Source organism: Tamaricihabitans halophyticus (assembly GCF_004340875.1).
Classification (GTDB): Bacteria; Actinomycetota; Actinomycetes; order Mycobacteriales; family Pseudonocardiaceae; genus Tamaricihabitans; species Tamaricihabitans halophyticus.
On sequence record NZ_SLXQ01000002.1, the window covers coordinates 503,319 to 517,374 of the forward strand.

Genomic DNA, 14,056 nt, shown 5'->3' on the forward strand with positions numbered 1-14,056 from the left:
ACTGCGGCTATGGGTTATCTGGAAGCCGCCGGGCTGGCATATCGGCTCGACGACGGGCGCGAGTTGTTCCGGGAGGTGTCCTTTACCGTCGGGGCAGGGCAGACCGTGGCGTTGGTAGGGGCAAACGGCGCGGGTAAGACCACCCTGCTGAGGTTGCTCAGCGGCGAACTCAACGCCGCCGAAGGCGGGGTGCACACGCAGGGTGGGCTTGGCGTGATGCCGCAGTTCATCGGTTCGGTACGGGACGAGCGCACGGTGCGCGATCTGCTGCTCACCGTGGCTCCTGAGACGCTACGGGCGGCAGCCGAGGAACTCGACGCGGTGGAACTCGCGCTGATGGACACCGAGGACGAAGCCACCCAGTTGCGCTACGCCGAAGCCCTAGCCGGCTGGGGCGAAGCAGGTGGCTACCAAGCCGAGGTGCTCTGGGACACTGTCACGATCGCCGCCCTCGGCATACCCTATGACCGGGCCAAACACCGCTCGGTACGCAGCCTGTCCGGGGGCGAGCAGAAGCGCTTGGTGATCGAAGCGCTGCTGCGTGGCCAGGAGCAGGTCCTGCTGCTCGACGAGCCGGACAACTACCTCGACGTACCGGGTAAACGCTGGCTCGAGGAACGGCTCGCGGAAACCGGTAAGGCCGTTCTGCTGGTCAGTCACGACCGGGAACTGCTAGCCAGCTCGGCAACCCAGATCGTCGCGCTGGAAGGTGGCGGGGTCTGGGTGCACGGTGGTGGCTTCGGTACCTGGCACGCGGCGCGGGAGGCCCGCCGGGCGCGGCTGTTCGAGCTGCGCCGTCGCTGGGATGACAAGCACCAGCAGCTCATCGAGCTGGTCCGCTCGCTGCAACGCGCGGCGACCATGAGCGACGAGATGACCTCGCGATATCGCGCGGCGCAAACCAGGCTGCGCAAGTTCGAGGAGGCCGGCGCGCCGCCGAAACCGCCACCGGAGGAGCGGGTGAAACCGAAGCTCGTCGGCGGGCGCACCGGCCTACGCGCCATCACCTGCACGGGTCTCGAACTGTCCGGGCTAATGCGCCCGTTCGACACCGAGGTGTTCTTCGGCGACCGGGTCTGCGTGCTCGGGTCGAACGGTTCGGGTAAAAGCCATTTCCTCCGATTGCTCGGCGGCGACGAGTCGGTGGCACACACCGGGCAGTGCCGGCTCGGCGCGCGGGTGGTCCCCGGTTTGTTCGCACAGACCCACCAGCACCCGGAATGGCAGGGCCGCACGCTCACCGACATCCTGTGGGAGGGCGATACCGACCGGCCGAGCGTGCCCCGCGACGTATCCATGGCCGCGCTGAGCAGGTATGGCCTTGCCGCCGCCGGTGATCGGCCGTTCGAGCGCCTTTCCGGTGGTCAACAGGCGCGGTTCCAGATTCTGTTGCTCGAGGTCGCCGGCGCCACCTTGCTGCTGCTCGACGAGCCAACCGACAACCTGGACCTGACGTCCGCGGAGGCACTGCAGGCCGCGCTCGGCGAGTTCACCGGAACCGTGGTCGCGGTGACGCACGACCGCTGGTTCGCCAGGGACTTCGACCGCTACCTGGTGTTTCGCGCCGATGGCCAGGTAACCGAGGTAGCCGAACCGGTATGGGATGAGGGTCGGGTCGCGCGAGCGCGCTGACCCGACCCTCACCCAGCCCCCCGGGGTTCACCCGGACACCGGCACCGTTCGTCAGCGGGCGAGCACCTCGCCGAGAGCATCCACGCCCCTGTCCAGGTCCGCCTCGGAGATCATCAGGGGTGGCGCCAGGCGCAGCGTGGACCCGTGCGTTTCCTTGCACAGCACGCCGTTTTCGGCGAGGCGTTCGGAGGCCGCGCGCCCGGTCAACCCACCGGGTGCGATATCCACGCCGGCCCACAGACCGCGGCCGCGTACCTCGCTGGCGCCGTTACCGACCAGCTCGCCGAGCCGCTCGTGCAGCCGGGCACCAAGCCGCGCGGAGCGCTGCTGGAACTCGCCCGTGGACAGTAGGCGCACCACGGCGCGACCGACCGCGCAGGCAAGCGGGTTGCCGCCGAAGGTCGATCCATGCTCGCCGGGCCGCAGCACGCCGAGCACCGCGCGGCTGCCGACGACCGCGGACACGGGCAGGATGCCGCCGCCGAGCGCCTTGCCGAGGGTGTAGACGTCGGCGCGTACCCCCGCATGATCAAGCGCGAGCAGTTCGCCGGTCCTGGCCAGTCCGGACTGGATCTCGTCGGCGATCAGCAGCACTCCGGCCTGGTCACAGATCTCTCGCACCGTGCGCAGGTACTCGTCGGTCGGCACGAGTACGCCGGCCTCGCCCTGGATCGGCTCGAGTAGCACCGCGGCGGTGTTGGGGGTGATCGCCTGCCGAAGCGCCTCGGCGTTGCCGTGTTCCACGACCCGGAAGCCCGGCGTGAACGGTCCGAAGTCGGCCCTGGCGCTCTCGTCGGTGGAGAAGGACACGATCGTCGTGGTCCGGCCGTGGAAGTTCTCGCCAGCTACCACGATCTCCGCGGCGCCGTCGGGTACGCCCTTGACGCGGTACGCCCATTTGCGGGCGAGCTTGATGGCCGATTCCACCGCTTCGGCGCCTGAGTTCATCGGCAGCACCATCTCGGTGCCGGTCAGCTCGGCGAGCTCCTGGCAGAACGGGCCGAACTGGTCGTGGTGAAATGCCCTGCTGGTGAGCGTGATCCGGTTGAGCTGTTCGGTCGCGGCCGCTACGAGTGCCGGGTGGCGGTGCCCGAAGTTCAGCGCGGAGTAGCCGGCGAGAAAGTCCAGATAGCGGTTGCCGGCCACATCGGTGACCCAGGCGCCTTCGCCGTGACTGAGCACGACGGGTAGCGGATGGTAGTTATGCGCACTCCATTGCTCGTCGAGTTGCACAAAGTCACTGGCGGGATGCATGTTGCTGCGTGGCTCGGCTGTCATGGTCATAAACCAAGATTATGTTGGCGACAGGTATCTGTTCAGCCGTTGACCGTTGCCCATATTGGTGATTCATTGCGTGATTGGTCGGTACCTACAGTTGATCATTTCGTGTGGGGTGGATGTATCATCTCGCCCACCGATCTGCGAAGGTCAGGGGGTGACGAGCGAGACCCCGTTTCTCCGGCTGCAGGCCCGTACCCAACGATTCACCCTCGGCGCGCCCCGCGAGTTTCGCGTCACTCCCGATGGTTCGCGGGTACTTTTCCTGCGCGCCAGTTCGGGCGAGGAGAACCGCACCAGCCTGTGGTCCCTGGACGTCGGCACGGGCGTGGAGTCGGTGCTCGTTGACGCCGCCGCGCTGACCGGTACGGACGAGCGGCTGTCCGAGGAAGAACGGGCGCGGCGGGAGCGCAGCAGGGAGCGTTCCGGCGGAGTCGTCGGTTATGCCTGCGATGCCGAGGTGCGCAAGGCGACCTTCGCGCTGTCCGGCCGGCTGTACGTGGTGGATACGCTCTCCGGTGAGCTCGCCGAACTGGCCACGAACGGTTCGGTGGTTGACCCTCGGCTCGACCCGACCGGCAGTCACGTCGCCTACGTCGCCGATCGCGGTCTGCGCGTGGTCGACCTGGCAACCGGCGCCGATCGGGCGCTGTCCGAACCAGGCAACGAGCAGGTCGCCTGGGGGCTGGCGGAGTTCATCGCCGCCGAGGAGATGAACCGAGCACGCGGCTACTGGTGGTCGCCGGACGGCACCGCGCTGCTTGTCGAGCGCAGTGACCGCGGCCCGGTGACCCGCTGGCATATCGCCGATGCCGCGCAGCCGGATCGCGAGCCAACGGCCATGGCCTATCCGGCCGCGGGTACCCCGAACGCGGTGGTTTCCCTGGTGCTGCTCGGTCTGGACGGCAGTAACGTGCCGATCGACTGGGATGCCGAGCGGTTCCCGTATCTCGTCGAGGTGCACTGGTCGGCTGGCGGGCCGCCGCTGATCGCGGTGCAGTCGCGGGATCAGCGCACCATTCAGATCCGGTCGGTCGACCTGGCGAGTGGCGCCACCGCGTTGCGCTTCACCCGGACGGATCCGACCTGGGTCGAGATCATTCCCGGCGCGCCCGCGTGGACCTCGGACGGACGGCTCGTCGTGGTGTCCGAACAGGACTCGAGCTACCGGCTGCTGATCGAAGGGGAACCGGTAACCGGCCCGGGGTTGCAGGTGCGTTCGGTGCTGCGGGTGACCGACGAGGTGCTGTTCACCGGGTCCGAGGATGATCCGACGCAGATCCACGTTTATCGCACCAGCAAAGGGGAAACGCAGCGGTTGTCCACCGCTGCCGGGGTGCATATCGGTGGCGGCGACGCGGCGCTGACCGTGCTCAGCAGCTGGAGTCTGGACTACCACGGACCGAGGGTCGAAGTGCTGCGCGATGGCGCGCCGGTCGCGAAAATCGATTCGCTCGTCGCCGACCCGGGGCTGCCCCTGAACCTCAGCATGCTGACGGTGGGCAGCCGGCGGCTGCGGTGCGCGCTGCTGTTGCCGAACGGCTACCAGCGGGGCGCGGCGAAGCTACCGGTGCTGCTTGATCCGTACGGCGGTCCGCATGCGCAACGCGTGCTGCGCAGCAGTAGCGCGTTCCTGACCGCGCAGTGGCTCGCCGACCAGGGTTTCGCCGTGCTTGTAGTGGATGGCAGGGGCAGTCCGGGTAGGGGGCCGGCATGGGATCGGGAGATCGCAGGTGAACTCGCGGATGTGCCGTTGGCGGACCAGGTGGACGCGCTACAGGCGGTCGCCGAGGAGTATCCGGATGTGCTGGACACCGAGCGGGTCGCGATCCGCGGTTGGTCGTTCGGTGGTTTCCTTGCCGCGCTGGCGGTGCTGCGCAGGCCCGATGTGTTCCACGCCGCCGTTGCCGGTGCGCCGGTGACCGACTGGCGGCTCTACGACACGCATTACACCGAGCGCTATCTCGGGCTTCCTGACGACGATCCCGCGAGTTTCACGCGTAATTCGCTGCTCGCGGACGCGGATGGATTGCGCCGGCCGCTGATGCTTATTCACGGCCTTGCCGATGACAACGTGTTTCCGGCACATGCCCTGCGGCTGTCCGCGGCACTGTTCAATGCCGGCAAGTCACATTATTTCGTGCCGCTCGTCGGGGCCACGCATATGCCGCCGAATGGTGAGGCTGGTGCGGAAAGCCTGGTGCGCCAACAAGTTGATTGGCTGCTGCGGGAGTTGAACGTTTCGGGGTCGACGGCGACCCCGACGGAGATGGGAGCTGGTGGATGACTTCCGAACTGTCTGGCAAGACCGCGCTGATCACCGGTGCGTCTCGGGGAATCGGCAAGGCAATCGCGCAGGCGCTTGCCGCCAAGGGCTGCAATGTCGTGCTCACCTCGCGCAAGCAGGAATCGGTCGACGAGGTCGCCGCCGAGATTCGCGCGGCGAGTGATGTTGGTGCCCTGCCGGTTGCCGCGCACGCCGCCGAGCCGGACCAGGCGCAGTCCTGTGTGGACGCGGCGGTCGCCGAGTTCGGGGGGATCGACGTACTGGTCAACAACGCGGGCACGAATCCGTACTTCGGCCCGATGGTTGATCTCGACATGGTGCGAGCGGAGAAGACCGTGCGGGTCAACCAGACCGCCGTCGTGCTGTGGACCCAATTGGCGTGGAAGGCTTCGATGGCCGAACGCGGTGGCAGCGTGATCAACATTGCCTCGATCGGCGGGATGGCCACGGAGCCGGGGATCGGTTTCTACAACGCGACAAAGGCGGCCGTCCTGCATCTGACGCGGCAGTTCGCCGCTGAGCTCGCGCCGTCGGTGCGGGTGAACGCGATCGCGCCAGGAATCGTGCGTACTCATCTGGCCCGCGCGCTGTGGGAGGAGCACGAGAGTGCGCTCAACGATGCGCTGCCCCTTGGTCGGATTGGTGAGCCGGCGGATATCGCGAACGCCGCGGTGTTCCTCGCTGGCGCGGAGTCGTCCTGGATGACAGGCCAGACCATGGTGATCGACGGCGGCGCATTGGTCCGTTCCCAGGTCGGCTGACCACTCGCGCTGTTCCACGCCGCGCTCCGTGACCGCAATCCGTAGGGATCGCGGGAGGACACGTATAGTGCCTGTTTAGTGACGCGTCGTAATCGCGTTCCTTGAGGTTAGCGACATTGGTGCGTTGGCGGTTGACGTGTGCCCAAAATTGACTGCATCCAGATCCATAAATAGACTTGAGTCTAGTTGTAGATCTGGAATCAATGAAGCTTCCATGAGGAGGTTCCTATGGCACACCGCCGGCTGATCACCGGAGGCGACGTTCTGGTAGGCGATCCACTGCGGGGTGAGGTTCGCAGGGCCGATGTTCTGATCGAGGACGGCACGATCGTGTCCATCGGAACCGACCTCGGCACCGTCGACGCCGAACGGCTGGACGCCACCGGGACGTGGATCATCCCGGGGTTCGTGGATACCCACCGCCACCTATGGCAGACCACCATGCGCGCGGTAACCGCGAACTGGAACCTCAACGAGTACTTCTGGTGTATCCGCAACAACCACGCGGGGCTGCACGGGGCGGAGGACGCCTATGCCGGCCAGTTCGCCGGTGCGCTCGACGCCCTCAGCGCCGGCGTGACCACCACCATTGATCACTGCCACATCATGAACTCGCCGGATCACGCCGATGAGGCCGTTCGCGGGATCACCGATGCGGGTATTCGCGCGTTGTGGTGCTACGGCTTCTACCACTCACCCGCGGAGGAACCGCATTTCACCAGCGCGGAACAACGCTACGCGGACGCGCGGCGAGTGCGCGCGACCCATTTCTCCGCCAGCGATGGGCTCGTGCGGATGGGCGTCGCGCTCAATGAACTCGGTCTCGTGCCGTTCGGGGAAACCCGGCGCGAGTTCGAGGTCGCTGGCGAACTGGGCATACCCGTGACGGCGCACACCCAGTGCCTGTGGAATCCGAACAAGATCGAAGACGTCAAACTGTTCCATCGGGCGGGTTTGCTGCGCCAAGGCGATATCCATTCACACGCGAACACGTGCACCGACGAGGATTTCGCGCTGCTACGCGATGCCGGCTGCTCGGTGTCCAGTACGCCGGACACCGAGCTACAGATGGGTGTCGGTATCCCGATCTTCCGGCGAGCGACCAACGTCGGTGTGACGGCTGGGATGGGCAACGACATCGTGTCCAACAACAGCGGCGACTTCTTCAGCACCATGCGCGTGCTCATGGAGTTCGAACGTGGCCACGTCAACCAGCCGATCCTGGACGAACAGGGGCTACCCGGTCTTCCCCCAGGGGCGCCGCTGAGCACCCGCCAGATCCTGCATGGGGCCACCCTCGCCGGGGCGAGGGCCCTGGGGCTGGAGAGCGTCTGCGGTTCGATCGAGGAAGGCAAGGCCGCCGACCTGGTCCTGCTCGGGCATGATCGCGTGCATATGCGCCCGATCATCGATCCCGTGGACTCGATCGTCATCCAGGCGACCACCCGGGATATCCGGCACGTCATGGTTGCCGGGCAAACCCGGCTCGACGAGGGACGACTGCCGGCCGACCAGGATCAGCGAGCGGTCTCGCTGATCGACGCCGCGCACGAACGTGTCGCCGAGAAGGTCAACAGGCGCGGCGGATGGAAGCCCGAAGTCCCCCATGGACTGTGGGACGAGCTGTGGCCGATGATGGTCGCCAACACCGAAAGCGAAACGGTAGCCGCGCCATAGCGGGTCGTGCGGCCATCACCGCATCCTCAGCGGATATCGCGGTTGCCGGGCGCGGCGGGCGAGTCAGTGGAAAGCGGCGCTGAGTAGCACGCCCGCCGCGCCGGCGGTGCAGCCGGCGAGCACCGTGCCGACGACGTTGAGCGCGGCGAGCATCCTGGCGCGCTCCACGAACAGCCGGATCGTGTCGTAGCTGAACGTGCTGAACGTCGTCAGCGAACCACACAGCCCGACGCCCAGGAACAGCCGCAGCGATTCGGGTGGCGCCCCCAACCAGATCGCGCCGGTGAGCACGCCGAGCAGGAACGAGCCGAGCACGTTCACCGTCCAGATGCCAGCGGGAAATCGGGAACCAACCGACCTACCGACGAGCCGGTCCAGCCACCAGCGCAGCACCGAGCCCACCGCGCCACCCGCGGCGACAAGCAGTACGGTCATCGCGTCACCCGCCAGACCCGCGCGCTGGCAAGGATTCGGCGAGTAGCAAACAGTCCACATGCTACGGCGAGCAGGCCGCACAGCAGGCTGCCGAGCAGGTAACTCAGCGCGATGATCCGCGCGCCGACCCAGCCGGACTCCATCGCCTGCATCACATAGGTAGACAAGGTGGTGAATCCGCCGATAAACCCGACGCCCACGGCTGGTCGGAGTAGCCGGTGAGGCCTGCTCGATTCGGTGAGCACGGCCATCAGCGCGCCGATGGCCAGGCAGCCGAGCACGTTGCTCAGGAACGTCCCGAACGGGAACTCGCCCGGCCGCGCCGGCAGCGCCAGCTCCATCGCGTACCTGGCCATGCTGCCCAACGCGCCGCCAACCGCCACGACGAGCGCGACATCCCAGACCCGCCTACCCCCCGCGGGCCGTGCCGGCGAATGCCAGACGTCAGCGGCCTGCCCTGTTTCAGTCATGACGTACCCCATCCGCGCGTTACCCGCTTGTTCCGGACAGGGACCGTTGGTGGCCAAGCCACGGTTGGTTCCGGCGAGCCCCACCGCCGGGTCACTCCAGGTAGCAGAGCGCCGGCGCCGACGTTACCCGAGTCGGCGCCGGCGCGCAGCTGCCCTATTACTGATCTGACCGCAGGCGCAACCGGCGCAGCAGCTGCGCGTTCAGCGCGACCACGATCGTGGATACGCTCATTGCCACCGCGCCAACCGCCGGTGCCAGGGTGAAGCCGATGCCGGCAAGCACGCCAGCCGCGAGTGGCACCGACACCAGGTTGTACGAGGTCGCCCAGAGCAGGTTCTGCGTCATCTTGCGGTAGCTGGCCAGCGACAACCGGCGGACCGCCAGCACTCCGCGCGGATCGTCCGAAGCGAGTACCACCCCTGCCGACTCGATGGCCACATCCGTACCCGCGCCGATCGCGATTCCGACGTCGGCACGAGCCAGCGCGGGCGCGTCGTTGACCCCGTCACCGACCATGGCCACTTGCTGGCCGCGGTTCTGCAGCTCGCGCACCGCGCTGTCCTTGTCCTCCGGCAGCACCTCGGCGAACACCTCGTCCACGCCGAGTTCGGTGCCGACGGCCTCCGCGACATTGCGCGCGTCGCCGGTGATCAGCACCGCCCGTACGCCCGCCGCGTGTAGCTCGGCGATGGCCTGCCTGGATTCCGGTCGAATCTCGTCGGCCAGCGCCAGCGCTCCCAACACCGCGCCGTCGGCGAGTACGTGCAGCACCGTGGCTCCGCGTGCCGCCCAGGACTCGGTGTGCTCGGTGAGCTCGGCCGGCGCCGTGACCCCGTAGTCAGCGAGCAACGCGGGGCCACCCACCGCTATCTGGCTACCACCAACGGTGGCGCTCACCCCGCGCCCGGTGCGGGACTGGAACTCGGTTGCCTCCGGGACCGGCCCGTGCTCTCGTGCGGTCGCGACGATCGCCTTGGCCAGCGGGTGCTCCGAGGCGTACTCGGCCGCCGCGGCAACGGCGAGTAGTTCCGCTTCCGTGTGCCCGGATACCGCGGCGACCTCGGTCACCGCCGGCGTGCCCTTGGTCAGCGTGCCCGTCTTGTCGAAAAGGACCGCGTCCACGGTGCGCATCCGCTCCAGCGCCAGCCGGTCCTTCACCAGGATGCCCGCCTTTGCCGACATGCTCGTGGAGATCGCGATGACCAACGGGATCGCCAAGCCGAGGGCGTGCGGGCAGGCGATTACCAGCACCGTCACGGTGCGTTCGACCGCGGCACTCGCCTCGCCAATGGCGAGCCATACCGCGAAGGTGAGCGAACCGGCGATGAGCGCGAACCAGAACAGCAGTCCCGCCGCCCGGTCGGCGAGCGCTTGCGCCCGCGAGCGGGAGCTCTGCGCCTCGGCGACAAGCCGCTGGATGCCGGCGAGCGCGGTATCCGCGCCGACCGCGTCCACGCGGACCCGGATCGCCGAGTCGGTGGTCACGGTGCCGGCCACCACCCGGTCGCCGGCACCCCTGCGTACCGTCGTCGATTCACCGGTCACCATCGACTCGTCGAGCTCAGCGCTGCCCTCGACGACCGTGCCGTCAGCCGGCACCCGCGAGCCGGACCGGACAAGCACCGTCTGACCGGTGTGCAGGTCGGCGATGCGCACCGGGCGGAGCTCACCGTGCTCATCGACCAGCTCCGCGGTCTCCGGTAGCAGATCGGAAAGGGCCTCCAACGCCCCGGATGCCTGTCCAAGGGCGCGCATTTCCAGCCAGTGCCCCAGCAGCATGATCACGACGAGCAGCGCGAGTTCCCACCAGAAGTCGAGCTGCAGGCCAGCCACGCCCAATGTGGTCAGTCCACTTGCGACAAAGGCTACGGTGATCGCGAGGGCGACCAGGGTCATCATGCCCGGCTTGCGGCCGCGTAGTTCGCCGACCGCGCCGGAAAGGAAGGGCCAGCCGCCGTAGAAGAACACGATCGTGCCGAGTACTGGCGCGATCCACTCCGCCCAGGACGGCACGTGGTAGCCAAGTAGGTCGGCGACCATATGGCTGCCGAATACGGTCGGGACGGCGAGCACCAGGCTGAGCCAGAACCGATCGCGGAACTGGGCGGCGTGATCGCCGTGTCCACCGTGGCCGTGCTGTGCGTGTCCATCGTGCGTTGCCTCGGCGACCTGTTCGGTGTGTCCGGTGTGGTCGCCGTGTTCGGTAGCCGACGTCTCGGTGTGGGTCGGCGAGTGTCCAGTCATGTTCTCCTCCCAGAGGCACACCATACCCCCCTAGGGTAATGATGCAAGGTGTACTGGCACACAGTTGGCGTCGTGGCGGGTCGATGGCCGCATGGCCGCACCGGATACGGCAGACTCGCGGTGTGCGCGGATCGATTGTGGTGTTGGGCGGGCGTAGCGAGATCGGGCTGGCGGTGGCACGCCGGCTGATAGACGCGGAGCATCAAACCGTGGTGCTTGCCGCGCGACCGCGCGGCGAGCAGCGACTGGCGGACCTTGACCAGCAGGAGGACATGCTGCGGGCCGCGGGCGCGGCCGAGGTTGTCCGGGTGGCCTTCGACGCTGACGACCTGGACACGCATGCACAGGTGTTGACCGAGATCGCCGAGGAGCACGGGCCGATCGAGGTGGTGGTCACCGCGTTCGGCGTGCTTGGCGACCAAGCGCGCGCGGAGCGTGCCGCCGAACACGCGATCGAGGTCGTACACACCGACTACGTCGCCCATATCGCGGTGCTCACCAGGTTGGCGAACCTGCTGCGCGCGCAGGGGCACGGCAAGATCGTCGTGTTCTCCTCAGTGGCCGGTGTCCGGGTACGCAGGGCGAACTACGTCTACGGCTCGGCCAAGGCAGGGCTGGACGGGTTCGCCAGCGGGCTCGCCGACGCGCTTGCCGGTAGCGGGGTGCGCCTGCTGCTGGTGCGACCGGGTTTCGTGATCGGCAATATGACCGCGGGGATGAAGCCCGCGCCGTTCGCCAGTACGCCCGAGCAGGTCGCGGAGGCGACCGTGCAGGGCTTGCGGCGCAACCGTGCCGTGGTGTGGGTGCCCTCGGTGCTGCGACCGGTCTTCGCGCTGCTGCGACTGCTGCCGAGGGTGATCTGGCGGCGGATGCCGCGCTAGTCGGGCGGGTTCAGCCGCAGCACCGGATTGACCGGCGCGGCGCCGTCGAACGGTTCGGCGAGGTGGCCCTCGGCAAGGGCGGCCAGCGCGGTGAAGGTCCCGGCGATCTCGGTGCCATACGGCTCGACAAGTGGCCATTCGCGGTCGTGCTCGGCGAACCAACCGGCGAGTGCCGCCGGGATCGGGTAGTTGCCGGCCCTGTCCAGGTACAGCGGAGCGCGCGCCCGCGCCTGCAAGGCCAGCGTCCGGTATTCCCGCAGAGCCAGGCGCATCCGGATCCACCGGTAGCGGTCGGTCTGGGTGAACCCGCTGGCCTCGTCATCCTCGGCGGTTTCGGTGAAGCGTTCGACCAGCCCGGCACCGGCCAAGTATCCGCGCCGGGCGATCGTGGCGATCGTTTCCGGGGGCATCAACAGATTCGTACTGCCCTCGCCCGCGCCCTGCCGCACGTTGGCGATCCGGCCGCGAAATCCGGGCAGCGCCGACTGCAAGGTGTCCCGCCAGCTCAGGAAGGTGTCCAGGATCTGGCCGAGCAGCCCGGTCGCTCCGGAACCCACGGCCGACCAGCGTTCGGCGGCGCGGGCATCGTCCTGCTCCGGCAGGTGGACCTGTTCTGCCTCGCCAACCGCGCTGCCGAGCGTGTCCAGGCTCAGGCCGAAGGTGGGCCAGCGGGGCAGCAGGCTGTCGAAGAAGTGGATCGGGAAGTTGCTGGTGATTCCGCCGTCGGAGAACCAGTGCACCCTGCCGTACTGGTAAAGCGGGACCGCGCAGATCAGCCCCGGCATCGACAGGCTGAGCCGGGCACCGAGGATCACCGGGACATCCCAGGGATCGGGCAGCCAGTACAGCTGGCTGTCCACGTGCCGGGGGCACCGCCAGCCGCTCGTACCGACCTCGGACATCTGCCGGATCGCTCGCTCGGGCAGCAGACCTCGCAGGCAGTCGGCGCAGAACTGCCAGCGGTCATGTTCGTCCTCGGTGTATTCGAAGGGCAGCCGGAAGGGCCGGCCGGCGTTCAGATCGGTGGTCATCAGCTCGAGGTTGATCGCCCGCTCGCCCGGCGAATCCGCGAGCGAGCGCCACTCGTCGGTGCTGAGCTCGGCCCCAGTTGCGCGGGTGGGGCCGAGCCAGAGATCGCCGAAGGTCAGCGCCCGACGTTCGCCCGACTCGTGGCCAGCCACCGGAATCCCGGCGAGATCGTCGATCCGGTCGGCCAGCCAGGTCGCCAGTGGGGGCACCCCGGTCCCGCGAGGCAGGCCGACCATCCGGTCGACCCAGTTCGGCCGGTAGGGTTCGGCGCCCCGCACCATGCCGAAGTCGAACCGCTCGGTTTCGGCCAGCGCCGGCCAGCTTGCCCGCAGATAGATTGCCGCGAACACGGCAAGCACCGCGAAGCTGGTAACCAGCCAGCACAGCACGGCCAGCGCCGCCGCCGACAACCAGGCCGATGTCGTCGAATCGGCGGCGACAAGCAGCCAGATCGCCGGCACCAGCGGCAGCGCCAGTGCCACCGCCCCAGGGTGGATCCGGCGAACCGGGTACCAGAGTGCCCAGATCGCACATCCGGCCGCCAGCGCGGCCAGCGGCCAGGTCAGCCACCAGGCAGGTGCCGACCATTGGTCGACACCCAGGCCGATGGCCAGCCCGGTCGGCGCCACGAGCCAGCCGAGCGCCAATACCACCAGTGCACACCGGGCCAGTGGCCCGACGACCAGCAGCAGACCAGCGATAATCGCGAAGAGCCGACTGCGACCGGTCGTCGCGGAATCCTGCATCGTCGCGATCAGCAGCCGAAACAGCCGGTGCAGGCGGCGATCCGGCTGGAACAGTTCGGCCAGCCGCCAGCGAGCCGCGCCCGAACCGGAGATCAGCCAGTGCATCAGCTCGGCCAGCCCGGCGAATCCGGTGGACACCGAGCCGTCCGGAGCCGGTGTCTCGCCGCCACCGTTCTGGTCCCCATCGTTCTGGTTCCCATCGTTCTGGTTCGGGGTGGCCCGGCTGCGGCCGTACTCGGCGGCAGCCGTCGCGGTAGCCACGATGGCGCCGGCCGATGCGCCACCGACCGACCGAAACACGTACCGCTGGGCCAGCGCGCATACCGCGAGTGGGTAGATCACGGCGCTGGTCGCGCCGCCGCGCATGGTCAGATCGCAGGAGCGATCGGCGTATGCGCGGTACTCTTCGGGGTCGGCCTCCCGATCGACCTCGGCCGGTGCCTTACGCAGCGAGGCGTGCTCGTCCGGGATGACGTAGCGAGCTGGATCGTCCAACCCGAGTTCCATGATCGCGGCAACCGGATCGGCGTTGTCGGTCATGTGCACCTCGGGGACCGGTTGGATTCGGACGCGTCAACTATCCCAGACCGGCCCCCGCCCTAATCACCGCAATAT

The 14,056-nt window shown here is 68.0% G+C and carries 10 protein-coding genes; 5 read left to right on the forward strand and 5 right to left on the reverse strand.

Going from position 1 to position 14,056, the window contains the following annotated elements; genetic code table 11:
* Positions 1 to 9 precede the first annotated feature (9 nt).
* Positions 10 to 1,632, forward strand: coding sequence for an ATP-binding cassette domain-containing protein (locus EV191_RS09980; protein WP_132876624.1), 1,623 nt, complete (start codon positions 10 to 12; stop codon positions 1,630 to 1,632).
* A gap of 51 nt (positions 1,633 to 1,683) precedes the next feature.
* Here the strand turns inward: EV191_RS09980 and rocD are convergent, their stop codons facing one another.
* On the reverse strand, positions 1,684 to 2,916 hold the full coding sequence (rocD, locus tag EV191_RS09985; protein WP_132876625.1) for an ornithine--oxo-acid transaminase: 1,233 nt from the start codon (positions 2,914 to 2,916) through the stop codon (positions 1,684 to 1,686).
* A gap of 151 nt (positions 2,917 to 3,067) precedes the next feature.
* On the opposite strand from rocD, the gene EV191_RS09990 reads away from it, so the two are divergent.
* From EV191_RS09990 to EV191_RS10000, 3 genes are all read left to right on the forward strand, one after another.
* Complete coding sequence (locus EV191_RS09990) at positions 3,068 to 5,197, forward strand: S9 family peptidase (protein ID WP_132876626.1); 2,130 nt, start codon at positions 3,068 to 3,070, stop codon at positions 5,195 to 5,197.
* Positions 5,194 to 5,958: an SDR family oxidoreductase gene (locus tag EV191_RS09995; protein WP_132876627.1), complete on the forward strand. Its 765-nt coding sequence runs from the start codon at positions 5,194 to 5,196 to the stop codon at positions 5,956 to 5,958. The genes EV191_RS09990 and EV191_RS09995 overlap by 4 nt, the downstream gene beginning before the upstream one ends.
* A 228-nt stretch (positions 5,959 to 6,186) precedes the next feature.
* Positions 6,187 to 7,635: an amidohydrolase family protein gene (locus EV191_RS10000; protein WP_132876628.1), complete on the forward strand. Its 1,449-nt coding sequence runs from the start codon at positions 6,187 to 6,189 to the stop codon at positions 7,633 to 7,635.
* 63 nt (positions 7,636 to 7,698) lie between these two features.
* On the opposite strand, the gene crcB is transcribed toward EV191_RS10000, so the two are convergent.
* From crcB to EV191_RS10015, 3 genes are all read right to left on the reverse strand, one after another.
* Positions 7,699 to 8,070, reverse strand: a complete 372-nt coding sequence (gene crcB / locus EV191_RS10005) for a fluoride efflux transporter CrcB (RefSeq protein ID WP_132876629.1) — start codon at positions 8,068 to 8,070, stop codon at positions 7,699 to 7,701.
* Complete coding sequence (locus EV191_RS10010) at positions 8,067 to 8,540, reverse strand: fluoride efflux transporter FluC (RefSeq protein WP_132876630.1); 474 nt, start codon at positions 8,538 to 8,540, stop codon at positions 8,067 to 8,069. Before EV191_RS10010 ends, crcB begins: the two co-directional genes overlap by 4 nt.
* Before the next feature lie 157 nt (positions 8,541 to 8,697).
* Positions 8,698 to 10,785, reverse strand: coding sequence for a heavy metal translocating P-type ATPase (locus EV191_RS10015; protein WP_132876631.1), 2,088 nt, complete (start codon positions 10,783 to 10,785; stop codon positions 8,698 to 8,700).
* Positions 10,786 to 10,907: 122 nt separating this feature from the next.
* Here EV191_RS10015 and dprE2 point away from each other — a divergent pair, with 122 nt between their 5' ends.
* Positions 10,908 to 11,666 carry a decaprenylphospho-beta-D-erythro-pentofuranosid-2-ulose 2-reductase gene (gene dprE2, locus EV191_RS10020; RefSeq protein ID WP_132876632.1) on the forward strand — a complete coding sequence of 253 codons (759 nt, stop codon included), beginning with the start codon at positions 10,908 to 10,910 and terminating at the stop codon, positions 11,664 to 11,666.
* Here dprE2 and EV191_RS10025 read toward each other — a convergent pair.
* Positions 11,663 to 13,981 (reverse strand): patatin-like phospholipase family protein, encoded by a 2,319-nt coding sequence (locus EV191_RS10025; RefSeq protein WP_243658855.1) that lies wholly within the window; start codon positions 13,979 to 13,981, stop codon positions 11,663 to 11,665. The genes dprE2 and EV191_RS10025 overlap by 4 nt on opposite strands.
* Positions 13,982 to 14,056 lie beyond the last annotated feature (75 nt).